At 42.7% G+C, this 22921-nt stretch carries 21 protein-coding genes; 11 read left to right on the top strand and 10 right to left on the bottom strand.

The window, feature by feature from the left end; all coding sequences use genetic code 11:
- Positions 1-42 precede the first annotated feature (42 nt).
- The 9 genes from CDH51_RS13755 to CDH51_RS13715 all read left to right on the top strand — a co-directional run bounded on the left by CDH51_RS13755 (position 43) and on the right by CDH51_RS13715 (position 8079).
- Positions 43-708 carry a CBS domain-containing protein gene (locus CDH51_RS13755; protein ID WP_100629084.1) on the top strand — a complete coding sequence of 222 codons (666 nt, stop codon included), beginning with the start codon at positions 43-45 and terminating at the stop codon, positions 706-708.
- Positions 709-711: 3 nt separating this feature from the next.
- Positions 712-1587 carry an NAD kinase gene (locus CDH51_RS13750; protein WP_024283758.1) on the top strand — a complete coding sequence of 292 codons (876 nt, stop codon included), beginning with the start codon at positions 712-714 and terminating at the stop codon, positions 1585-1587.
- A gap of 94 nt (positions 1588-1681) precedes the next feature.
- Complete coding sequence (gene porG, locus CDH51_RS13745) at positions 1682-2431, top strand: type IX secretion system protein PorG (RefSeq protein ID WP_100629083.1); 750 nt, start codon at positions 1682-1684, stop codon at positions 2429-2431.
- An 82-nt stretch (positions 2432-2513) separates the two neighbouring features.
- Positions 2514-3251 carry an isoprenyl transferase gene (locus CDH51_RS13740; RefSeq protein ID WP_100629082.1) on the top strand — a complete coding sequence of 246 codons (738 nt, stop codon included), beginning with the start codon at positions 2514-2516 and terminating at the stop codon, positions 3249-3251.
- Positions 3252-3258: 7 nt separating this feature from the next.
- Positions 3259-5973 (top strand): BamA/OMP85 family outer membrane protein, encoded by a 2715-nt coding sequence (locus CDH51_RS13735; RefSeq protein WP_100629081.1) that lies wholly within the window; start codon positions 3259-3261, stop codon positions 5971-5973.
- A gap of 90 nt (positions 5974-6063) precedes the next feature.
- Positions 6064-6594 carry an OmpH family outer membrane protein gene (locus CDH51_RS13730; RefSeq protein ID WP_026947597.1) on the top strand — a complete coding sequence of 177 codons (531 nt, stop codon included), beginning with the start codon at positions 6064-6066 and terminating at the stop codon, positions 6592-6594.
- A 17-nt stretch (positions 6595-6611) separates the two neighbouring features.
- Positions 6612-7160 carry an OmpH family outer membrane protein gene (locus CDH51_RS13725; protein ID WP_100629080.1) on the top strand — a complete coding sequence of 183 codons (549 nt, stop codon included), beginning with the start codon at positions 6612-6614 and terminating at the stop codon, positions 7158-7160.
- Positions 7161-7218: 58 nt separating this feature from the next.
- Positions 7219-7524 carry a thioredoxin gene (gene trxA, locus CDH51_RS13720; protein ID WP_024283764.1) on the top strand — a complete coding sequence of 102 codons (306 nt, stop codon included), beginning with the start codon at positions 7219-7221 and terminating at the stop codon, positions 7522-7524.
- A 285-nt stretch (positions 7525-7809) separates the two neighbouring features.
- Positions 7810-8079 carry a hypothetical protein gene (locus CDH51_RS13715; RefSeq protein WP_100629079.1) on the top strand — a complete coding sequence of 90 codons (270 nt, stop codon included), beginning with the start codon at positions 7810-7812 and terminating at the stop codon, positions 8077-8079.
- A gap of 103 nt (positions 8080-8182) precedes the next feature.
- Here the strand turns inward: CDH51_RS13715 and CDH51_RS13710 are convergent, their stop codons facing one another.
- The 7 genes from CDH51_RS13710 to accD all read right to left on the bottom strand — a co-directional run bounded on the left by CDH51_RS13710 (position 8183) and on the right by accD (position 14859).
- Complete coding sequence (locus CDH51_RS13710) at positions 8183-9361, bottom strand: pseudouridine synthase (protein WP_024283767.1); 1179 nt, start codon at positions 9359-9361, stop codon at positions 8183-8185.
- 100 nt (positions 9362-9461) lie between these two features.
- Complete coding sequence (gene murQ, locus CDH51_RS13705; protein ID WP_100629078.1) at positions 9462-10283, bottom strand: N-acetylmuramic acid 6-phosphate etherase; 822 nt, start codon at positions 10281-10283, stop codon at positions 9462-9464.
- The gene (locus tag CDH51_RS13700) at positions 10280-11122 is read right to left on the bottom strand and encodes an N-acetylglucosamine kinase (protein WP_100629077.1); all 843 of its coding nucleotides are present in this window, start codon (positions 11120-11122) and stop codon (positions 10280-10282) included. Before CDH51_RS13700 ends, murQ begins: the two co-directional genes overlap by 4 nt.
- A complete protein-coding gene (locus CDH51_RS13695) occupies positions 11119-11346 on the bottom strand; it encodes a cytochrome b5 domain-containing protein (RefSeq protein ID WP_100629076.1) in 228 nt (75 codons plus the stop codon). Before CDH51_RS13695 ends, CDH51_RS13700 begins: the two co-directional genes overlap by 4 nt.
- Positions 11346-12500: a formimidoylglutamase gene (locus CDH51_RS13690; protein WP_024283771.1), complete on the bottom strand. Its 1155-nt coding sequence runs from the start codon at positions 12498-12500 to the stop codon at positions 11346-11348. The genes CDH51_RS13695 and CDH51_RS13690 overlap by 1 nt, the downstream gene beginning before the upstream one ends.
- 77 nt (positions 12501-12577) lie before the next feature.
- Positions 12578-13879 carry an NADH:ubiquinone reductase (Na(+)-transporting) subunit F gene (nqrF, locus tag CDH51_RS13685; RefSeq protein WP_100629075.1) on the bottom strand — a complete coding sequence of 434 codons (1302 nt, stop codon included), beginning with the start codon at positions 13877-13879 and terminating at the stop codon, positions 12578-12580.
- Positions 13880-14016: 137 nt separating this feature from the next.
- Positions 14017-14859, bottom strand: a complete 843-nt coding sequence (accD, locus tag CDH51_RS13680; RefSeq protein WP_024283773.1) for an acetyl-CoA carboxylase, carboxyltransferase subunit beta — start codon at positions 14857-14859, stop codon at positions 14017-14019.
- Positions 14860-15164: 305 nt separating this feature from the next.
- Between accD and CDH51_RS13675 the strand changes: the two genes are divergently transcribed.
- Complete coding sequence (locus tag CDH51_RS13675) at positions 15165-16796, top strand: carbon starvation CstA family protein (RefSeq protein ID WP_100629074.1); 1632 nt, start codon at positions 15165-15167, stop codon at positions 16794-16796.
- Positions 16797-17002: 206 nt separating this feature from the next.
- Here CDH51_RS13675 and infB read toward each other — a convergent pair whose 3' ends face one another.
- The 3 genes from infB to CDH51_RS13660 all read right to left on the bottom strand — a co-directional run bounded on the left by infB (position 17003) and on the right by CDH51_RS13660 (position 21560).
- Complete coding sequence (gene infB, locus CDH51_RS13670; protein ID WP_100629073.1) at positions 17003-19774, bottom strand: translation initiation factor IF-2; 2772 nt, start codon at positions 19772-19774, stop codon at positions 17003-17005.
- A 65-nt stretch (positions 19775-19839) separates the two neighbouring features.
- Complete coding sequence (gene nusA / locus CDH51_RS13665; protein ID WP_026947581.1) at positions 19840-21081, bottom strand: transcription termination factor NusA; 1242 nt, start codon at positions 21079-21081, stop codon at positions 19840-19842.
- A gap of 5 nt (positions 21082-21086) precedes the next feature.
- Complete coding sequence (locus tag CDH51_RS13660) at positions 21087-21560, bottom strand: ribosome maturation factor RimP (protein WP_100629072.1); 474 nt, start codon at positions 21558-21560, stop codon at positions 21087-21089.
- Between the two features lie 328 nt (positions 21561-21888).
- On the opposite strand from CDH51_RS13660, the gene CDH51_RS13655 reads away from it, so the two are divergent.
- The gene (locus tag CDH51_RS13655) at positions 21889-22917 is read left to right on the top strand and encodes a rod shape-determining protein (RefSeq protein ID WP_024283781.1); all 1029 of its coding nucleotides are present in this window, start codon (positions 21889-21891) and stop codon (positions 22915-22917) included.
- Positions 22918-22921 lie beyond the last annotated feature (4 nt).

The raw sequence follows: 22921 nt of genomic DNA, 5'->3' as shown, positions 1-22921 counted from the left end.
TTAGGCGTTTTGCTTTTATAAATCATTTCCTAACTTTCATTTATGCAGGCGTACGAATTTATCAATAACCTTATTCCACCACTCAAATTGACCGATCAGGCCAAGATGGCTTTGGCGTGGATGGAGGAAATTCGTACCGATCTTTTGCCAGTAGTAGATAAGGGTAAGTTTCTTGGGTTTTTGAGTGATGAGATCATTTTTGATTTAAATGACCCAGAGAAGTTTCTTGAAAAAATTCCTTTGAACAACTACAATTGTTGGGTCTACACTGATCAGCACGTATATGATATTTTGAAAATAAGTGCTGAACACCATTCCAATATGGTGGCTGTTCTGGACAGAGAAATGACCTACCTGGGAGTTGTGACCATGGAAGACGCAATTTCAGCTTTTGCGGATAGCCTTTCCATTCAGTCTCAAGGTTCTGTCTTGGTCCTTTCCATGAATATGTCGGATTATAGCCTAGCTGAGATTGCCCGACTCACAGAGACAGAAAATACCAAAATCCTAAGCTCATTTATCAGCAATGATCCTCTCGATGATTCTAAGATAAAGCTAACACTGAAGCTAGATCAGCCCGAACTTCGCTATATCAAGGCTACTTTAGAGCGCTTTGGGTACAAAATCCTCGATCACTATCAGGAAGAAGCAGGTATAAGCAGCGAAGAAGACCGAATCGGCAACTTGCTGAGATTTTTAGATATTTAGCGGATGAAAATTGCGCTTCACGGACTCAGCTTAAAGCAAGAATTTCTTCAAGACATCAAAGCGCTCTTTCGTGCTTTGGAGGAAAAAAACTTTGAAATTCACGTTACTCAGCCCTTCGACAGACTCCTTCGAATGCAGGGAAATACTGGTCTTACCTACCAGCTCATCGATTCCAACAATAAAATGGCTTCGATGGATTTTCTGATTTCCATTGGTGGGGACGGGACCCTTCTGGACTCAGTATGCCAAGTAGGAGCTTTGGAAACCCCGATTTTGGGACTGAATACCGGGAGATTGGGGTTTTTGGCTACAGTTACCACAGACACTATTGAGGAGGCGGTCAATCATCTATCCTCTGGAAATTTTCAAATAGAAGAAAGAAGCCTCGTGTCCCTAGACTGTGATCGAAAACTTTTCAATGGCTTGAACTTCGGGCTGAATGAATTCACCATTCACAAGCGAGATACCTCTTCCATGATCACCGTACACACCTACGTTGATGGAAAATATCTAAACAGCTATTGGGCAGATGGACTCATTGTGGCGACGCCTACCGGTTCCACAGGTTATTCGCTAAGTTGTGGAGGCCCATTACTTTCTCCCAAAGCAAAAAATCTGGTGATTACCCCGGTCAGCCCCCACAACCTCAATGTGAGGCCGATTGTGGTTTCTGATGACAGTGAAATATGTATAGAAATCGAGGGTAGAGCTGACAAATACTTGGTATCGCTGGACTCGAGATCCACCTCTGTTTCACCGGAGCTAAGATTTAAAATCAAAAAAGAGACATTTTCAGCCAAACTTGTAAAGCTTCCCAATTATGATTTTTTTGATACCTTGAGACAGAAATTACATTGGGGTCTAGATATGAGAAATTAATGCTCCAAATGATCGTTTTAGCTTAACAAAGATTAACCCAGGAGATACTAAAGAGCGTTTTTTAAACGTTAGGTACTTCATAACTTGCATCGTCTTGAAAAAGGTCAATTTTCAGATACTCAGCTTCTTTTATTGTTTTCTGCTATTTGCGGGGATTACAGTCCCTGATGCCAAAGCTCAGAAATACGAAATCGGAGGAGGTCTAGGCACCACTGCTTACACCGGAGATATACTCAGAAATATTGACCTGGACCATTTAGGTCTTCACGGCACGTTGTTTGGCAAGAGAAATTTTGACAATGTCTGGACGCTTCGGGTAGGCATTACAGCAGGGACGATTCGGGCGACCGATAGCGTAAGACCCTTAGACCTAGCTGCTCAGCGTAGAGATGCGCGGTTTAGAGGTGGAATGATCGAGGGGTCAGCGGTAATGGAATTCAATTTTTTGGATTTCCTTCGGAATGATTCTGAGTTCTTCTGGTCTCCCTATGCATTCTTCGGAATCGGGTACACGCATTTCTTTATGAAAGGAAATACTTACGCTTTCAACCAATCTGAGCGATACAATCTGGGCACGGTAGTCATTCCCTTTGGTGGGGGAGTGAAATATCGGCTCAATGATCGCTGGACCCTGGCTATGGAAGCAGGAATACGGGCTACTTTCACGGATTTTATCGATAGAATTGATAGTAGCTCCCCTCCCATACCAAGATTCCAAGACCCAAATAACCCCGATCAACCATATGGGATTAATTTTGGAAATCCCTACGACAAGGACTGGTACTACTTTCTGAGTCTCACGATCAGCTATACCATACAGAGTACAAAGTGCTACGCCTATTAATTAATTGAGTCTTAGGCTTAATATTTGGAAAAGAAATAGCATTTTTGTACCTCCAAAAATGTAGGTACCCGGATCGGAAGTAATGAAGGAAGTTTTAGACCGAGAGCGAATCCCCAATCACATAGCAATCATCATGGATGGCAATGGCCGCTGGGCCAAAAAGAAAGGCGCCATGCGGATATTTGGTCATCGTCACGCCATTCAGGCTGTGAAGGATGCCATTGAGGGGGCAGAGAATCTTGGTGTAAAGTACCTGACTCTATTTTCGTTTTCGACCGAAAACTGGTCCCGTCCACAGGAAGAAGTCAATGGATTGATGGAACTCCTCGTAAAAACCATCACTGATGAGGTGCCGATGATGATGAAAAACAACATCCGCCTGGAAAGTATCGGTGATCTGGACAGCCTTCCTCCAAATGCTTTTGACAAGCTAATGGAAGCCAAAAGGACAACAGAAGGAAATGATGGATTGACTGTCATCTTAGCACTTAGCTACAGTGGTCAGTGGGAAATCACCCAAGCAACCAAGCGCATTGCTCAAAAAATCTCTGAAGGAAAATTGAAGGTGGAAGAAATCAACCAGCAGTTGATTGAAGACCACCTCGAGACCGCGGGCATCCCCAATCCGGAACTGATGATTCGGACAAGTGGGGAGTATCGTATTAGCAATTTTCTGCTTTGGCAACTAGCCTACACGGAGTTACATTTTACTCCGGTTCTATGGCCTGATTTCAGAAGAGAGCACCTCTTGGCTGCTATTATCGACTATCAGAAGAGAGAGCGTAGGTTTGGCAAAACAGGGGAGCAGGTTAAATCTTAAGTAATTGATGAAAAGAAGTTTACTGATTCTATTTTGTCTAGTATGGGCAAACACAGCGATGTCGCAGATACGGCTTGGGCAATCGAGATATTCCTCGAGCAAGCCTATAGACATCATGGAGTTGAACTACTCCAAGCCACAGACTTATCGAATCGCCGAGATAAAAGCTGTAGGGCTTTCGACGCTAGATGAAAACGCGATCATCTCCCTCTCAGGGCTAAAGGTGGATGATCAGATCGAGGTGCCCGGAGATGCTATTTCCAATGCTCTGAAAAAACTCTGGAATCAGGGAATCATCGGAGATGTAAAAATCTTGGTCACGAAGGTAGAGGGTGAAGACATTTCATTATTGCTTGACCTCACGGAGCGCCCACGGTTCTCCAGAGTTGAATTTACCGGAATCAACAAAACCCAAGAAAGCGAACTACGGGATAAAATAAATATCCGTGGTCGGGTAGTGCGTGAGGATGTACTCAACACTTCCCAAAGAAATATTCAAAAATACTTTGTCGACAAAGGCTTTTTGAACACAGAAGTAAAGGTAGCCCAAGTCCGAGATACGACTTTACCCAATAGCGTGAAGCTGAGATTTGATGTAGATACCAAAGGAAAAGTTAAGATCAACGAAATCCGGGTATTTGGAAATGAGGAAATCACAGATGCCAAAATCAAATCCAAACTTAAGAAAACCAAAGAGCATGCTCGGGTAAGTGTTTTTAAGGATGTCTATTCCAGAATGACCGCGGCTGGGCCTTCAGACGTAGCGAATGCAATTTTGTACACTGACTCCGCCTCCAAGGAGGATGTCAAGTCATACATCAATAAAAACTTCAAACTCAACTTTTTTGCTGGATCGAAATATATCCCAAAAGAATATCGAAACGATAAGGACAATGTGGTCAATTTCTACCAAACGAAAGGTTTTAGAGATGCCAAAATTGTCACTGACTCAATTTATTCCTTTGGTCAAGATGAAATCAATATTGACCTAGAAATCGAAGAAGGTCAAAAATATTACTATCGAAATATTGAATTCAACGGAAACTTCATCCACCCTGATGAAGTCCTAAGAGCCAAATTGGGAATTCAAAAAGGTGACGTTTACGATCGAGAGAAACTGGAGAAAAGACTGAATTATGACCCTCAAAAAGGGGATGATGTCAGCTCTCTCTATCAAGACGATGGATACTTGTTTTTCAATATCCAACCTGTAGAGGTCAATGTAATCGGTGATTCCATTGATATGGAAATGCGGATTTTTGAAGGGCCTCAGGTGACCGTGAACTCTGTCAATATCAAAGGAAACGAGCGAACTTCAGACCACGTAGTGATGCGGGAAATCCGAATTCTCCCTGGACAGAAGTTCAATAGAGCACTTTTGGTACGAACCATTCGAGAACTTTCCCAATTGGGTTATTTTGACCCGGAAAAGATCAATCCTGATCTCCGGCCAAATTTTGATGCTGCTACCGTGGACATCACCTTTGAGCTCGAAGAGCGTCCAAATGATCAAATCGAGCTTTCCGGTGGTTGGGGTGGATTCTTCGGATTCGTTGGTACAGTTGGTTTGACTTTCAACAATTTCTCGATCAAAAACATCGGAAACTTCGACAAGTGGGATCCCCTTCCTGTGGGAGATGGACAGAAGCTTTCACTTCGAGTACAGGCTAATGGTCGGTCTTTCCAAAACTATTCGATCTCATTGACCGAGCCTTGGTTTGGAGGCAAGAAGCCGAATGCATTGAGTTTTAGCTTTAATCACTCTGTGCAGCGTCAAGTAGACTTCTTTAATCCAGGTAATTTTGGTCAGGAACTTGGTTTCTTCAAAATCACTGGAGCTACGCTGGGCCTAGCTAGAAGAGTTACCTGGCCGGATGATTACTTCAGCATTTCCAATTCACTGCAATTCCAAGTTTACGAATTTGATCAGTTTGGTACTTCATTCGGTTTGAGCTATCCAACAGGACGATCCAATAGCCTTACCCTCAACACAACGATAGCCAGGAATAACATCGATAATCCGATCTATCCAAGATTTGGATCGAATGTCATGCTGAATGTAGCTATGACGCCACCCTATTCCTCCATGAATAACAATCTGAACGCAGAGTCTCCTGATGAGGAAAAGTACAAGTGGCTGGAATATCACAAGTGGATGTTTGATGCAAGTATTTATACACCACTGTTTGGGTCCAACAAACTCGTGGCAAGTGCTCGAGCGCACATGGGATTCTTGGGATCTTATGGTAATCGAATCGGCATTATTCCATTGGAGAGATTCGTAATGGGTGGTGACGGTATGACCTTCAACAACTTTGCCCTAGGTCAAGAAATCATCGGTCTTAGAGGTTATGAAAACCAATCAATTACACCTGGAAGCCGAACAAGAGGGCAACCGGACCCTGAACCATTTGGGGGTGTTGTGTATAACAAATACGTGATGGAAATGCGTTTCTTGGTTTCTCCGAATCCTTCTGCCACCATATTTGTCTTAGGATTTGCTGAAGCTGGTAATAACTGGGGATCCTATGAGGAATTCAATCCGTATGACTTGAAGAAGTCTGCCGGTGTAGGTGCACGGATCTTTATGCCAGCCTTTGGACTGCTCGGTGTAGACTGGGGTTATGGATTTGATGACATCACTACATTCCAAAATGGTGTTCCAATTAGTCGTAGAAGTGGTCCACAATTCCACTTCACCATTGGTCAGCAGTTTAGATAAGACAAATTGATGCAGAATTGGTTAATTTATGTCAAATTTAATGTTTGGTTCGAGCGTTTTAGCTCCTAGGACAAAATGATATCATTAGACATGAACAAAGCCATCAAAATCATACTTTTGCTATCCATTACCTTGATTAGCAATCAGTTATTGGCTCAAAAGTTTGGATACATTGACTCAGAATATGTGCTCAACAAGCACCCGGATTACAAAGTGGTACAGCAAGAGCTGGAAAAGCTGAGTAATGCCTGGAAGAAAGAGGCACAGGATTTGGATGCTGAGATCAAAGAAATGTATATACAGCTCAAGGCGGAAGAAGTCCTCTTGACCGAAGAAATGTACCAAAAACGAATGCAGGAGATCCAAAAGAAGGAAAAAACTTCTCAGGAGTTCAACAGTCGAATATTTGGAATCAACGGTCAGTACTTCCAAAAGCAAGCCGAACTCTTGCAACCGCTACAGTCAAAAATATACGATGCCATCGAGCGGGTTTCCCGTAAAAACAACTTGGCGATGTTATTTGACAAAGCTTCCGTACCTTCGGGCATTATTTACACAGACCCAAGACATGATTATTCGGAATTTGTCTTGGAAGAATTAGGAATAGAAGACAACAATTAAAATTAAATTCAAAACGTATGAAAGTAAAAGTTATCCTTTCTGCAGTCGCTCTGATCTGCGCAGGATTTGCAGCACAAGCACAAGAGTTGAAAATTGGCTATACCAATGTGGAGTTTATCATGGACCTGATGCCAGAGATGGAGCAGATTGGCGCTGATTTGCAAGACTATCAAACTCAGCTTCAAACCAACATTCAGACTAAAGCGAACGATTTTCAGCGTCAAGTGCAGACTTATCAGCAGGCTGCTCAGACTATGACCGATGATGCACGCGCGGCAAAAGAGGCAGAATTGACTAAGCTTCAGCAGGATCTTCAAAAATACGAGCAAGATGCTCAAGTTAGCTATCAGCGAAAGCTACAGGAGCTTCTGGAGCCTGTACAGACTAAGGTGATCAACGCGATCAATGCAGTGGCAGCTGAAAATAACTACACGCATATCTTTGCTGAGACCGCCGGTCAAGCTCCTATCCTTCTTTACACCAAAGAGCAAGACAAATTCACTGAATTGGTATTGGCAAAACTTGGATTAGAGATGCCAACTGCTCCTGTAGGTGCAAATCAGTAATCCTATCAAATAAAATCAAATGCCGACTCTTGACTCTCAGGGGTCGGCATTTTTGCTTATGGCAAAAAAGAACCCAAAAGAATTGATTCAGAAAAGCCAAGACGCTGTTTTGGTAGATTTTTATGCTGATTGGTGTGGACCCTGTCAGACAATGGACCCTATTATCGCAGAGGTACTGGACGAGCTTGGTGGGAAAATCAAACTTTTAAAAATAAACGTAGATAAGCATCCTCAACTGGCACAGCAGTTTGCCGTTCGGTCTATTCCTCATTATGCATTATTCAAAAGAGGAAAAATCCTCTGGCGAAAAGGAGGAATCATGACCAAGAAAGACCTTCACCAAAGTCTTAAGGCTTTTTGTTGATCAAGAAAAGCCTACAATCCCAATCATAAAATTTTCTATCAAAAGCTAGATTATCTGCTTTTTTTGATTTGGTTTGTAAAGCTTATTCCTCTGATTAAACCCGAAATATGCATTAGACCTCTTATTACAAGCCCAAACCGCTTCAGAATCAATCGCTTTGCTGCATTTAGCTCAATCAACGTAGCGATGCTATGTCTCATTCGCTAAATACTTGATTTTCTTGCGGTTTGAACTTTCACTACAGATTCTAATGCATAATCCGGGTTAAAAAAACCCTTACACTTTATGGATTGGTCCAAAGCGATTGACAGTTCCATCGAAATACTTCAAAAATCGGATCGAGGTATTGTCTTGATGGATATGTACAACAATATCCTCACCCCTGAGGAAGCTGCATTCAACAAAACAACCGTAACGCCTTACAATGCTTTGAAATTTATTCAACAGCAATTTGCAGGACTAGGATTTGATGTCTCTAAAAAAGAGAATCGAATTAAAATGATCGCCTTACTTGAGGAACTGGATCGACTTAGCAAAGAAAAGCTTAGATTCTGAACACCTTGGCTCATTTTAGTCCGGACACTTTTCTCAATGAGGGAAAAGTGGATAAACATAAAAAAACAAAGCCCAAGAACAGGATGCTCTTGGGCTAAGTGTTTTAAAGGAAAAACTTGAGTCTGACTACCTCTTTTTCAGACAGGAAGCGATAATTACCCCGCTTCAGGTCTTTCTTGTCTAAGCCTGCGTACAACACTCGATCAAGCGCTGTGACATCATAACCTAGATGGGCAAAGATTCTCCTCACAATGCGGTTTTTACCAATATGAATCTCCAAACCTAAGATTCTTCGATCCACTGAAAGCACCTGCAAATCATCCACCTCAGCTAAACCGTCTTCCAGCGTCAACCCTTCCCGGATTGCCTCTTCATCATTTTTTGTCAAAGGCTTATCAAGGGTAACCTGATAGATTTTTTTAATTTTATTAGAAGGGTGTGAAAGCTTGGCGGCGAGTTCTCCGTCATTGGTAAATAACAGAAGTCCTGTGGTATTTCTATCCAACCTTCCAATAGGGAATATCCGCTCCTCACAAGCATTTTCCACCAGATTCATGACAGTTTTTCGTTCCAGCGGATCTTCTGTTGTCGTGATAAAATCCTTGGGCTTATTCAAAAGAATATAGACCGGCTTCTCAGGATTAATTCGCTTGCCATTATAAACTACGCGATCGTCTCGCTTCACCTTATATCCCATCTCCTTGATGACTTCACCGTTGACGGTGATTTGGCCATTCTGAATGAGTTGGTCTGCCTCTCTCCTGCTACAAATCCCTGAATTTGCGATGTATTTGTTTAAGCGAATGAGTTCGGCGCTAGATTTCTTATTCTTTGCCTGAGGGATATCCTGAAAATCATATTCAGGACGGGTGGTTTCCTGATTCTGAATTCGATTCGGACGGTTTTTACCAAAGCCTCTCTTCGCAGAAGATCTATTGCCCTTTTCAGGAGCTTTCTCTCCATACATGGGCTTTTGATCTTTTCCTCTTCCTACATAAGTTCGCTTCGTAGTAGGATTGGAATCACGCTCTTTTCTTTCGCGCTTAGGTGATTCTTCCTCTTTATTAAAAAATCGCTTAGAAGGTGATTTTCTTGTCTCATTGGACTCTCCCTCATTAAAATCTTTCTTAAAGCGCGGTTTTGATCCTTTTTTATCAAATCGCTTATCAGAAGATTGAAAATCTGACTTCCCGGATTTAAATTTTTTTGGACGGTCCTGGGACTCATCTCTTTTCTCTGATTTATCCTTGCCAAAGAATGGCTTGCGTGGATTGTTTTTCATAAGTATGCAGCATCACTGCTGGATTTTGTTGTTTTGATAATTTACTGAATTCCAATTATTTGAATTGGGCTGCAAAGATAGATGATTTCCGATCTATAAACTATTCAGTGTGACCTTTATCCAAATAAAACGCTTTAGTCGCATTTCGGACAGATCCTTCCTTGATCAGTAGGTCTCGTGCCTCAGTTTCACTCAAGCCTGTCGCCTCCATGATCATCCGGGTGCCACGCTCCACTAGTTTGGCATTGCTTAGCTGCATATCGACCATCTTATTTCCTTTGACACGACCGAGTTTGATCATGACTGTAGTAGAAATCATATTTAGGACTAGTTTCTGTGCCGTACCTGCTTTCATTCGGGTACTTCCGGTAACGAATTCAGGACCTACCACTGCCTCCAGCGGATGTTCCACCTCTTGGCTTAATGGAGAATTTGGGTTGCAAGTAATACAGGCAGTAAGCAATCCTTTTTGCCTAGCCTCTTTCACACCACCGATCACATAGGGCGTTGTGCCAGAGGCAGCTATTCCAATTACCGTATCATGCTCATTAAACCCATAGGCTTGAATATCTTTCCATGCTTGATTTGCATCATCCTCTGCATTTTCAACAGCTTTTCTGATAGCTAAATCTCCTCCTGCGATCAAACCAATCACCCAATCATCCGGCACACCATAGGTAGGCGGACACTCAGAAGCATCCAAAATCCCAAGTCTTCCTGAAGTCCCCGCTCCGATGTAAAAAAGCCTTCCGCCCTCTTCCATCCGAGGGACAATTTGACTCACCAAAGCTGAGATTTCTGGTATAATCTTTTCTACTGCCAAAGGCACTTTTTGATCTTCACGATTGATATTTTGGAGCAAGTCCAAGACGGACATTTTTTCCAAATTATCATAGAGCGAACTGCTTTCGGTTACCTTCATAGCTTATTTTGATGATAAAGTGTCAACCCTGCAATGGGGTTTTCGATGATTTTCTGAATATTCAATCCTTGATCGTAAGCGGCTTTTCGGAGAATTGTACTGTTGTAAAAGGCTATCGATCCAACAAAATTCACCGGCTTACTTCGGAAGTCCTGATAGCGGGAAATATGCTTTTCAAAAAACTCTAGAAACGATTCATAATACAATGAATAGCAGTAGGGGTGATTGCTGTGTTCGGTGATAAACTTGCAAAAACTAGCCATGTATCGATTTGGATAAGGCTTACGATAAACATGATCCTGAATGATCTCCTGGGTCAGACCAAACTCTTTGACAAAAGCCTCTCGAATATCCTTGGGCATATCATCGTAGATAAAGTCTCGGAGTAATTTTCTACCAACATACGCTCCTCCCCCTTCATCACCTAAAATATAGCCGGGAGCTGGCCTGGTAGCCACTATTTTCTCCCCATCAAAATCACAGCTATTAGAACCCGTACCCAAAATACAAGCAATTCCAGGCTCATGGCCACAGGTAGCATGAGCAGCCGCAGCCAAATCATGGTCGATTGTAATGGTAGCATGTGGGAAAATCGTAGCTAAAGCACGCGAAACTTCAGCCTTACGCTCAGCAGCCGAGCATCCAGCTCCATAAAAATAGATTTCCTTAGTCACGGCAGAAATACTCAAGAGAAACTCCTGCCGCATTTCCTTTTCCATCTCCTCTGAAGTCTGGTAGTAAGGGTTGAACCCAACTCCTCTGAATTGTGAAATGCTACCGTCTTGATGAATTACTCTCCAATCTGTCTTGCTGGAACCGCTATCTGCAATTAATATCATACTAATTTTCCAATGGCTGAAAATCTTCTAAATACCTTCTCAGTATGTGGAGCATCTACTAGCTCCTCTGTGAGGTCTTGTCCAGCCCAATGTTCGTAATGTTTTCCATTTTTCCACAATCTAGATGCAGTCACATCATAGATAATGCCCTGGTAGGCAATCCAAATCTCCGGCTTATCCTGACCATTTCGAAGCGCTAATTGCTGCCGCGTATAGGTTTGCATCAGAGTAATTTAATCTGAGCATTGATCCAGCGCTCGGGAATCTCTCCTTTTTGGGCGGTCTGATAATCTCCGTAGCTACAGGGAATGGTCATAGTACCCCGGTCAAATCTATCAGGATCATTTTGGGGAATTTCCATCCACCACTTGCCACTGCGCTTACTCTTGTAGAAAACCAAAGAGTTTGGCTCTGCGTCCAAAGATACCGTATATTTAATATAGTCGCTGCTTTTGAAAGAAAGGCTGTCTTTCCTTGAATAAAACCCTTCGATAAAGTACCAAAGCATCACAGCGGCAACCATGGCCGTTTTGTTTTGACTATCGTCGAAATAAGGCTCGTATCCATAAACCCCAAAAGAGCTCAGTTTTTCATTCATTCCTGCAAACCAACAAATCTGACAGGCCTCTTCTGCTGTCAGGCCAAAAGGATTTGCCTCCGGAACTCCAGGTGCATCGGAAGATTGAATGGCCGCAAGGTCAAAGCTCAGCAGGTCAGCATTCCGAATAATTGGCTCAATTTCTTTAAACTCCTTCCGAACCAGTCCCAGCCTCAGGTGGTCGAAGTACAGCTTCTCGATCACATTTACCAAGGATGGATCGACCAAATAGCTTTGATAGGCAATATGCGCATAGGAAAAAAGAAAGTTTGGCTGATGAAGAATAATCTCTTGGGTGTGCTTTTGGGATAAAGGACCTTCTTCTTCCATGTCAAATTTTGCGTCTACAGTCAAAAGCGAAACCAATTTCTTCATCTTTTCATAGGAGAGATACTGACCGTAATCCAGGTCATGACTTCCCCCAAAGTAGATAGGAAGAATCTGCTTTTTCATCAGGAAATCTCCTACTTTTTGGATACGCTCGTAGGAATCTTCCAGCTTTTCTCCCGGGATCAAATCGCCCAAGTCCGCCACTCGATAGGAACCAATTCCTCGCTTGAGTGAATAAAGCTTCTCACGAATTTCGATTGCAGCCCGATCCATACTTCTACTTTCCTTTTCTCCACGGGTTTCCTTTAGCCCGATTAGTGCTATTTGGATACCTTTGAGATCGGGAAATTCCTCTCCATACCAGTGAATCTGTTTGAAGAAGGAGTTTTCGGGATATTTTTTCTGCCAAAGAAAATCGGCTACGGGTTCAAAAAAAGACTGAATACTCATAGTTGGAGGTTAGATTTTAAAAATAATCAAAAAAGTATGAGCAAATAAAAAATCCCGCAAATGCGGGATTTTTTTATTTAGCCTCCGAAATCATCGAATCGGATATTTTCTTCTGGAATACCCATGTCGTCTAGCAACTTGAGTACCGCTGCATTCATCAATGGAGGACCACAGAGGTAATATTCAACCTCATCTGGCTCTGGATGATTTTTCAGATAATTATCGAATAGAACTTGGTGAATGAAACCAACATAACCGTCACCTTCATCATCCAAAGTTTCCTTAATCTTCCAATTGTCCTCAGGAAGTGGCTCAGAAAGACCGATGTAGAACTTGAAGTTCGGGAAGTCTTTTTCGATTTCACGGAAATGAGGAACATAGAACAATTCCTTCTTAGATCTACCTCCATACCAGTAGGATACTTTTCGATCCGTTTTCTCAGTGTGGAATAGGTGGAAAATATGAGATCTCAATGGCGCCATACCTGCTCCACCACCAATGTAGATCATCTCGCGCTGAGTAGGGTTGATATGGAATTCACCATAAGGACCTGAGATCGTCACCTTGTCACCAGGCTTTCTGGAGAATACATAAGAAGAACAAACACCTGGGTTGACATCCATCCACTTATTGTTAGCACGATCCCATGGCGGAGTCGCGATACGGATGGTCAACATGATGATGTTACCCTCTGCTGGGTGGTTGGCCATAGAGTAAGCTCGGAATAGCTCTTCGTCATTTTTCATGACAAGATCCCACAAGCCAAACTTATCCCAATCACTTTGATATACATCTTTAGGGTGACCCAATTCAGGATGCGGGGTGATGTCCATATCCTTGAAGTTGACGGTAATCGCTGGTACATCGATCTGAATGTAACCACCTGATTCGAAGTCAAGGTTTTCACCCTCAGGAAGTTTTACTTTAAATTCTTTGATGAAAGTAGAAACGTTGTAATTTGATACAACCTCGCACTCCCACTTCTTAATACCGAAGATTTCTTCTGGAACGCGGATTTTCATATCCTGCTTTACTTTCACCTGACAAGCCAAGCGTACATTTCCTTGCTGCTCAGCCCGGCTAAGATGTCCAACCTCTGTAGGTAAGACTTCTCCGCCACCTTCTTCTACTACACACTTGCACATGGCGCAAGTACCCCCGCCTCCACATGCAGAAGGAAGGAAAATCTTTTGATTACCAAGAGTAGAAAGCAAGGTCGTACCGGCCGAAGTGACCAGTGGACTGCTATCGTCCCCATTAATAACGATTTTCACATCTCCGGAATTGACCAGTTTGGACTGAGCAAACAGAAGGATGAAAACCAGTAAAAGGATAATCAGGGTAAATGCTACGATTGACGTGATAATTACTGAACCCATGAAATTTTGGTTTTACTTTTCGGATGGATTTAATGCCTCATTTGAGGCGTACAAATATATTTATTAATCATCAAATGCGACTACTCACTTCCACAAAATTGAAAGATGAGATCACATTTTTATAAGTATATAACTGATTAATTGTTCAGGAGGTTTAGTAAAGTTGAAATCCTTGATTTCAACTGTCTCCTATCGATGATGAAGTCCAAAAATCCGTGTTCGAGTACGAACTCTGAACTTTGGAATCCTTTTGGTAAATCTTTACCGATCGTCTCTCGAATGACCCGCGGTCCTGCAAAACCAATCAAAGCCCCCGGTTCGGCGATGTTAAAATCACCTAACATCGCGTAGGATGCAGTGACACCACCTGTAGTCGGATCAGTGAGTAAAGAGATATATGGAATTCCAGCCTGATCGAGTAAAGCCAGTTTTGCAGATGTTTTAGCCATTTGCATCAAAGAAAAACCTGCCTCCATCATCCGTGCACCGCCAGATTTGGAAATCATCAAAAACGGAACCTTATGCTTCAAGGAGTAATCAATTGCTCGCGCAATTTTTTCACCGACTACCGATCCCATCGATCCACCAATGAAGCTGAAGTCCATACAGGCAATCACGATATTCAGACCATTGATCTTTCCGTGAGCTGTCCTGACCGCATCCTTAAGATTGGTTTTTTCGATACTACTTTTGATTCTGACAGGATAAGGCTTGGTATCCGAAAAGGTCAATGGATCTCCAGAAGTCATATTTTCATCGAGCTCCTTAAACTTATTGTCATCAAAGAGAATCTCGAAATACTCAGCAGATCCAATTTTGACATGGAAATCATCATCGGGGCAAACATAAGAGTTGTTCTTAAGCTCTCGCGTATGAATGATATTTCCTTTGGGAGTTTTGAACCACAGACCATCCGGCGCGTCTTTCTTTTCCGCGGTGGAAGTCTTGATCCCTTTATCTGTTCTTTTAAACCAAGCCATAATTGGATTATTCGATTTTTTTGAAAAGTCAAAGAAACAAAGTTAAACCTTAAATCCATGAAATGAAATCGAGCATGTTGAAATTCGCCACATGGTGTAGTGCCACGATCTCCTGGGGAAACAATGTGAGAATCTAAATGGACAATAAAAACGCGACCAAAAACAGACTAAAAATGAGTAGAGGACATTTCGAATAGCAAATCCGCAAACAAGAATAAATCTAAGGTCTTCGAAAAGTACAACTGACAAATATTTACTAAATTTCCATTTCGCCTTGTAAGCGCAAACCCAATTAACCGTCAGCTATGAGCTATACCGTCATTCTAGTCTTTTCTGCTATCATTTTGATACTAGCCTATCGATTTTACGGCAATTTCGTCTACAGGAAATTCGGACTAAATGATAAAAAGCCTTCCCCTGCTCATACTCATCGGGATGGGGTGGACTACGAACCTAGTAAGCCAATCGTGGTCTTAGGTCACCATTTCGCTTCCATTGCCGGGGCGGGACCAATCGTGGGACCCGTGATAGCCGTTACTTTTGGATGGATTCCAGCAATCATATGGATTTTGGTGGGTGGGATTTTCTTTGGGGCGGTACATGATCTGGGGAGCATGGCGGCTTCCCTCCGAACCGAAGGAAAATCCATTGGGGTCATTATCCGCAACCAGATTGGTCTGCGCGGAAAGCAACTATTCGTGATTTTCAGCTTTTCTACCTTGATTTTGGTGATCGGAGTTTTCGCTGACATCATTGCAAAGACATTTATCGCCAATCCTGCTGTTGCTTCTGCTTCTTTCCTATTTATACTTCTTGCCGTAGGCTTTGGGATCGTCAATCGATTGATTGGTGATCGAAAAAAAGCCTTCCTACTCATCTCTATCGTGGGTGTAGCCCTCATGTATTTTTCCGTGTATCTCGGAATGTTGATTCCTTTTGCGCTGGATTACCGAGCATGGATCTTCTTACTTCTCGCTTATGCATTTATTGCATCCGTTACTCCAGTAAGCCTTTTACTCCAGCCAAGAGATTACCTCAACAGCTTTCTTCTTTACGGAATGATGCTAGCAGCCATTTTAGGGGTAATTTTTTCGAATCCTACCATCCAAATGAGTAGCGAGATCACCCTTACTGATCAAAATTTGGGATATATTTTCCCGGTATTATTCGTGACTATAGCCTGTGGGGCAATCAGCGGTTTTCACTCTTTGGTTGCATCAGGTACGACTTCTAAGCAGCTGGATAAAGTAAGCGATGCCAAAGTGGTTGGCTTTGGAGGAATGCTCATCGAATCCTTTTTGGCCATACTATCCGTCGGTGCAGTAGTAGTTTTGAGCAAAGGAGAATATTTATCTAGACTTGGGACTGAAGGTCCGGTCTCTTTATTTTCCAGTGGACTCGGGGGAATGATCGGTTCTTTGGGAATCCCAGTTGAATTTGCAATCAGTTTTGTTGCTTTGACGGTATCAGCATTTGCTTTGACCACCTTGGATACCTGTACCAGACTCGCCCGGTTTACACTTCAGGAATATTTCGAAGATGTGAAAACTCCCATGGGCAAAACTCTATCTGAAAACCGCTTCGTTTCTACCGGTTTGGTGGTTTTATTTTCTGCGCTGTTACTAGCTTCAGGTGAGTTTGCAACGCTTTGGCCCATCTTCGGTTCGGCAAACCAGCTCTTAGCCGCTTTAGCTCTATTGACCATTGCAGTCTGGATGATTCGAAAAAAGAAAAACGCCTTGTTCGTGACTTTCCCAATGTTCTTCATGTTCACCGTCACCTTGGCCTCATTAGGCTTATTTGCTTGGAAAAATTTCCAAGACCAGGTCTACGTACTTTCGCTGATCGCAGCCTTACTTTTTGTACTAGCTATTTCTTTGATGATTTTGGCTACACGAAGCATCAAAAAAGAGATCAAAGAGCCCATTAAAGCCTAATAATAGAAAAAGCGATGCAGCATAAAGATTCTAAGTAGCAATAGAATCATCCTTACAACTTTACCCCTTAATTGCGATTCTTCGGGTCAAAAAACGAGGATGGCCTGATAAAATTAATATTCAAGCTAATTTTTGAACCTAGTAGTATGAAAATAAAAAAGGAGCAGTTTTCACCGCTCCTTCCATTTATTGATTTGATCAAAAGCTTAAAGCTTTCGCTTGATCTCTCGCATCTCATATCCTTCGATGGTGTCATCTACTTGGATATTGTTGAAGTTTTTAATTGAGATACCACACTCATAGCCTGCTTTTACCTCGGCTACGTCATCCTTGAATCGCTTCAACTGATCGATTTCTCCATCGTGAATAACGATTCCGTCTCGAATCACTCGAATCTTGTTCTTTCTGGTGATGTATCCGTCAGTTACGTATGAACCTGCAACTGTTCCGACTTTAGAAATCTTGAATACCTCACGAACCTGGATATTACCGGTGATGACTTCTTCAAACTCTGGCTCAAGCATACCCTCGATCGCATCTTTGATTTGATTGATCGCATCGTAGATGATTGAGTAGTGACGAATTTCGATTTCTTCCTGCTCGGCAAGTCGCTTCGCGTTGGCAGAAGGACGAACCTGGAATCCAAGAATAATCGCATCGGATGCTGAAGCCAAAAGCACATCGGATTCAGAAATCTGACCCACAGCTTTGTGGATGATACTTACTTTCACCTCATCGGTAGAAAGCTTCAACAAGGAATCAGAGAGTGCTTCCACTGATCCATCCACGTCACCTTTGATAATGATATTAAGTTCTTTGAAGCTACCGATAGCCAATCGACGACCGATTTCATCCAAAGTAATGTGCTTCTTGGTACGGAGACTTTGCTCACGCTGGATTTGCTCTCTGGAGTTGGCAATTTCTCTGGCTTCACGCTCATTGTCGTAAACCTTGATAATATCACCAGCTTGCGGAGCACCACTCAAGCCAAGTACCTGAACCGGTGTAGATGGTCCGGCTTCCTTGAGTTTTTTACCAGTATGGTCAAACATGGCCTTCACACGTCCATAGTGCGAACCAGCCACCATCACATCACCTACTCGAAGTGTACCAGCTTGAATCATCAAAGTAGCCACATATCCACGACCCTTATCCAAGGATGCTTCAATGACAGTACCTACCGCATTTTTACCTGGATTGGCTTTCAACTCAAGAATTTCTGACTCTAGGAGTACTTTCTCCAAAAGATCATCAACACCTTGACCTGTTTTTGCAGAGATATCCTGAGACTGGTATTTACCGCCCCATTCCTCTACCAGCAAATTCATGTTGGCAAGTTCTTCCTTGATTTTATTTGGATTTGCGTTAGGCTTATCCACCTTGTTGATCGCAAAAATCATCGGTACGCCAGCTACCTGAGCATGGTTGATTGCTTCTTTGGTCTGTGGCATGATGCTATCATCCGCAGCGATCACGATAATGGCCACGTCAGTGATTTTAGCACCACGAGCTCGCATCGCCGTAAAGGCTTCGTGACCCGGAGTATCCAAGAATGCAATTTTATGTCCGTCTTTGGTTCTTACATCGTAAGCACCGATGTGCTGGGTGATACCCCCTGCCTCATCAGCAGTTACTTTTGACATACGGATATAATCCAGTAGGGAGGTTTTACCATGATCGACGTGACCCATGATCGTGACGATCGGTGCACGCTCAATCAAATCCTCTTCCTTATCGACTTCCTCCTCTACGATTTCATCTTCGATATCCTTGGTAAATTCAACCTCATAGCCAAATTCATCAGCAATAATGGTGATTGCTTCCGCATCCAATCGTTGGTTGATGGAAACAAACATTCCCAAAGACATACAAGTGGAGATAATCTCATTTACGGATACGTCCAAGAGTGCCGCCAAGTCATTCGCAGAGATAAACTCGGTAACTTTTAGGATTTTTGATCCTTCCTGTACTACATCTGTAGTATCTCTTTCGCGTTCTGCTTTCTTATCACGTCGGCTTTTCTTACTACCTGACTTTCCGCCCTGTAGTCTTGCCAAAGTCTGCTTGATTTGATCTTGGATTTCCTTTTGAGTAGGTTCAGCTTTCTGGTTTCTACCTTGCTGTCCTTTAGGAGCTCCTTTTTGATTTCTATCGCCTTGATTTCTATTTCGATTACCGCCTTTATCGATACGCTTCCTAGGTCGCTTTTTATCTCTGGCTCGTTCATCGGAAGAAGCTACTGGACCACCTTTCTTTTTCTTTTCAGCAGGTAATTCAATCTTACCTAGGACGGTTAATCCTTTCAGATTGTCAGCTTTTGCGGAAATAAGCTCCTCCTTCTTTGGTTGCTCAGGCTGAGCAGGTTTTGGAGCGACTGGTTTTACTTCTTCTTTTGGTTGTGGCTTAGCTACAGTTGGAGCCTTTTTCTCCTCTTTTGGTTTTTGAGGAGCTGGAGCGGGCTTAGCTGGAGCAGGTCTTGACTGCTTCTCATGTCTTCCACCTTTTTTATGATCTGTCTTTTGAGGAAGATCAATTTTACCCAATACCTTAATCCCTTCCAATTTAGGGGCTTCGATATCAGCTTTTTCCTCTTTTTCAGCTTCAGGTGCCTTAGGCTCTGCTGGAGCAGTTTTCGGTTCTTCTTTTTTCGGAGGTGTAGGAGCAGGCACTTCCTCTTTGGGTGCGGGAGCTGGAGTTGGCGCAGGCGCTGGAGCAGGCTCTGGCTCTGGCTTGGGCTCTGGCTCAAGCGTAACTGTCTCATGTCGCTTCCCTATGGAGAGATGCGATGCTTCTTCTTTTTCCTGAGCAGAGGATCTAAATTCCCGATTCAGCAGCTCTACTTGCTCCATGCTGATTTTTGAATTGGGATTGTCCTGAACCTCATGGCCTTTTTTGCCAAGAGTCTCCACGAGGGTTGCCGTCCCTACGTTGAGCTTTCTTGCCAAAGCGCCTAATCTCATCATTTTTTCTTCTGACATACGCTAAAAACCGCTTTCGAAATCTTTTTTACTATTGGGTAATTCTACGGGCTAAACACCCTGACTTATTCAAACTCTTGTTTTAATATCTTGAAGATCTCCTCGATGGTCTCTTCTTCCAGTTCGGTTCTTCTTACCAAATCTTCTTTGGTCAAAGCCAATACGGAACGAGCCGTGTCCAAACCAGTTTTCTTCAACTCATCGATGATCCAAGCATCAATTTCATCTTCAAATTCGATCAAATCGACGTCTTCTTCCTCATTTTCATTCAGCTCTCTGAACACGTCGATCTCATATCCTACCAATCGGCTTGCCAATTTGATATTGTATCCGCCTTTTCCGATTGCCAAAGATACCTGATCGGGCTTTAGAAATACAGAAATCCGACGAGTTTCCTCATTGACACTCAATGAAGATACCTTAGCAGGACTTAATGCCCGGGCTACATAAAGGTCCAAATTCTCTGTGAAATTAATCACGTCGATGTTCTCGTTTTGCAATTCACGCACAATCGCATGAATTCTTGACCCTTTCATTCCGACACATGCACCTACTGGATCAATTCGATCATCATAAGATTCTACAGCCACCTTGGCTCGCTCTCCTGGCTCTCGAACGATCTTTACAATGGTAATCAAGCCATCATAAACTTCAGGCACTTCATTTTCGAAGAGTCTCTCCAAGAAAACAGGAGATGTTCTTGACAAAATGATTTTTGGGTTGCCATTCATCATGTCAACCTTGTGGACGATGGCCTTCACGGTATCGCCTTTTCTAAATCGATCCTTAGGGATTTGCTCTCCTTTAGGCAAAATCAGCTCATTCCCCTCTCCATCAATCATAAGAATCTCACGGCCGAGAATCTGGTAAACCTCAGCAGAGACTACCTCTCCGACCAATTCTTCATATTTATTGAAAAGAATGTCCTTCTCCAAGTCCTTGATTCGCTGGATCAAAGTCTGACGTGCCATCTGCACAGCTCTTCGCCCAAACTCTTCCAGTTCGATTTTTTCATAAACCTCCTCACCGATCTCAAAATCCGGTTCGATTTTGCGGGCATCGGTCAGGCTGATTTTATCAAAATCCCAAATATCTTCAGAATTGTCATCCACAATCTCACGGATACGGAAGATCTCTAAGTCTCCTTTATCAGCATTGATTGTCACGTCAAAGTTTTCGTCCGTTTCAAATTTTTTACGGATCATGGCTCTGAATACATCCTCAAGAATACGGATCATGGTAGGTCGATCCACATTTTTAGATCTCGCAAATTCAGCGAAGGAATCTATTAAGACTTTGGCATCCATTTGATTTATTTAAAAGATACTTGTACAACTGATTTTTTGATATCCTCAAAAGCAACATTTACTTCCTGTAACACCGCTTTTTTTCCTTTTTCTTTCATTTTTACCTCCAAAACTATTCCTGATTCGGAGACCGATATTAGTTTTCCTTTCAATTCCTTCCCGTCCTGAAGAAATACTTTCAACTCCCTCCCGACGTTTTTTCTATACTGTCTTTCAGTAGAAAGTGGAAAATCCACTCCCGGAGAAGAAACTTCAATTCGATAAGCCGAATCGATCAATTCTAATGCTTCAATCTCTCCGGACACTGCTCGACTCACTTTTGCACAACTGTCGATCGTCAGTCCTGCATCCGCATCGATCAAAATATTCAATAGCAGCTGATTAGACTTGGAAGTCAGCTGTAAATCCACCAGAAAATGACTTTCGTCCGGCAAACAATCAGTAACCAAAGCCTCAAGTCTATCTTTCAAATCATTCATACAGTAAGCATAATGAAAGAGGGGACATGTGGTCCCCTCTAGAAACTATCGAATACGGCACAAAGGTAAAATAAATTTAATCGAAAACCAATTCTCCCCCCAAGAGGAAATTTAAAGAAACCACCATCCATTCAAATAAAATTTTAAAAGAAATGAAACATTTTAAGAGCCTGAGATATACGACTTGAAATTTGATCCAAAAAATATGCCCCGAGATTCCTTTTTGTGGTCAGAACATAATAATTTTGCCGACCTCCGTTTAATATGCGTATCTTGTTGAGAGCTGTTAGACCCTACTTCATTTACCTTCAAAAACACCAAAATAAAAATGGGATTATTTGATTTTTTCTCAAGTGACATTGCCATAGACCTTGGTACTGCCAACACGCTGATTATCCACAAAGATAAAATCGTGGTGGACGAGCCCTCTATTATTGCGATTGACAAGACCAATAACCGTGTGCTTGCGGTCGGAAGAGAAGCTATGAACATGCATGAGAAAACGCATGAAAACATCAAAACAATCCGCCCACTGAAAGATGGAGTAATCGCCGACTTCTACGCCGCTGAGCAAATGATCCGAGGTCTCATCAAAATGATCCCCGGACAGAAAAAAGGAATGTTCCCGCAATCGCATCGGATGGTCATCTGTATCCCATCTGGGATCACTGAAGTAGAAAAACGAGCGGTACGTGACTCTGCTGAGCATGCAGGTGCGAAGGAGGTATACATGGTGTTTGAACCAATCGCTGCGGCAATCGGTATCGGAATAGATATCGAAAAGCCAATGGGGTCTATGATCGTAGATATCGGAGGAGGTACTACTGAGATCGCCTTGATCGCGCTTTCAGGCATTGTAGCTGATCAGTCCATCCGAGTGGCAGGTGATACCTTCACCAAAGATATATTGGACTACATGCGGAGACAGCACAATTTACTCATCGGTGAGCGATCTGCCGAGAAGGTAAAAATTGCCATTGGATCTGCACTTACGGAACTCGATGACGCCCCAGAAGATTACGAAATCAGAGGTAGGGATTTGATGACCGGTATCCCGAAAGTAATCAAGGTGTCTTATTCCGAAATTGCCTTTGCTCTGGATAAATCAGTCTCAAAAATAGAAGAGGCGGTTTTGAAAGCATTGGAGATTGCTCCACCTGAACTTTCAGCAGATATTTATGATAATGGTATCCACCTCACCGGAGGAGGAGCACTTCTTAAAGGCTTGGACAAGCGATTACATCAAAAAACCAAATTGCCCATTCACATCGCTGAAGATCCACTTCGTGCAGTAGTACGAGGAACAGGCACAGCGCTGAAAAACTTGCATAATTTCCGAACCGTATTGATGACTTAAAGCC

It is taken from the genome of Algoriphagus formosus (assembly GCF_002807035.1).
GTDB classification, from domain to species: domain Bacteria; phylum Bacteroidota; class Bacteroidia; order Cytophagales; family Cyclobacteriaceae; genus Algoriphagus; species Algoriphagus formosus.
The sequence above is the reverse complement of the archived record's forward strand: the minus strand, read 5'-3'. Positions and strand labels throughout refer to the sequence as shown.

Coding starts and splice junctions, on each gene's coding strand:
- CDH51_RS13740 (WP_100629082.1), top strand. CDS start 2,514: ATGAAGGAAGTTTTAGACCGAGAGCGAATCCCCAATCACATAGCAATC.
- accD (WP_024283773.1), bottom strand. CDS start 14,859: ATGGCTTGGTTTAAAAGAACAGATAAAGGGATCAAGACTTCCACCGCG.
- CDH51_RS13710 (WP_024283767.1), bottom strand. CDS start 9,361: ATGAAAAACAATCCACGCAAGCCATTCTTTGGCAAGGATAAATCAGAG.
- CDH51_RS13675 (WP_100629074.1), top strand. CDS start 15,165: ATGAGCTATACCGTCATTCTAGTCTTTTCTGCTATCATTTTGATACTA.
- nqrF (WP_100629075.1), bottom strand. CDS start 13,879: ATGGGTTCAGTAATTATCACGTCAATCGTAGCATTTACCCTGATTATC.
- CDH51_RS13730 (WP_026947597.1), top strand. CDS start 6,064: ATGAACAAAGCCATCAAAATCATACTTTTGCTATCCATTACCTTGATT.
- CDH51_RS13700 (WP_100629077.1), bottom strand. CDS start 11,122: ATGATATTAATTGCAGATAGCGGTTCCAGCAAGACAGATTGGAGAGTA.
- CDH51_RS13660 (WP_100629072.1), bottom strand. CDS start 21,560: ATGAATGATTTGAAAGATAGACTTGAGGCTTTGGTTACTGATTGTTTG.
- CDH51_RS13690 (WP_024283771.1), bottom strand. CDS start 12,500: ATGAGTATTCAGTCTTTTTTTGAACCCGTAGCCGATTTTCTTTGGCAG.
- CDH51_RS13725 (WP_100629080.1), top strand. CDS start 6,612: ATGAAAGTAAAAGTTATCCTTTCTGCAGTCGCTCTGATCTGCGCAGGA.
- CDH51_RS13750 (WP_024283758.1), top strand. CDS start 712: ATGAAAATTGCGCTTCACGGACTCAGCTTAAAGCAAGAATTTCTTCAA.
- CDH51_RS13715 (WP_100629079.1), top strand. CDS start 7,810: ATGGATTGGTCCAAAGCGATTGACAGTTCCATCGAAATACTTCAAAAA.
- infB (WP_100629073.1), bottom strand. CDS start 19,774: ATGTCAGAAGAAAAAATGATGAGATTAGGCGCTTTGGCAAGAAAGCTC.
- CDH51_RS13695 (WP_100629076.1), bottom strand. CDS start 11,346: ATGCAAACCTATACGCGGCAGCAATTAGCGCTTCGAAATGGTCAGGAT.
- CDH51_RS13655 (WP_024283781.1), top strand. CDS start 21,889: ATGGGATTATTTGATTTTTTCTCAAGTGACATTGCCATAGACCTTGGT.
- CDH51_RS13735 (WP_100629081.1), top strand. CDS start 3,259: ATGAAAAGAAGTTTACTGATTCTATTTTGTCTAGTATGGGCAAACACA.
- CDH51_RS13755 (WP_100629084.1), top strand. CDS start 43: ATGCAGGCGTACGAATTTATCAATAACCTTATTCCACCACTCAAATTG.
- nusA (WP_026947581.1), bottom strand. CDS start 21,081: ATGGATGCCAAAGTCTTAATAGATTCCTTCGCTGAATTTGCGAGATCT.
- trxA (WP_024283764.1), top strand. CDS start 7,219: ATGGCAAAAAAGAACCCAAAAGAATTGATTCAGAAAAGCCAAGACGCT.
- murQ (WP_100629078.1), bottom strand. CDS start 10,283: ATGAAGGTAACCGAAAGCAGTTCGCTCTATGATAATTTGGAAAAAATG.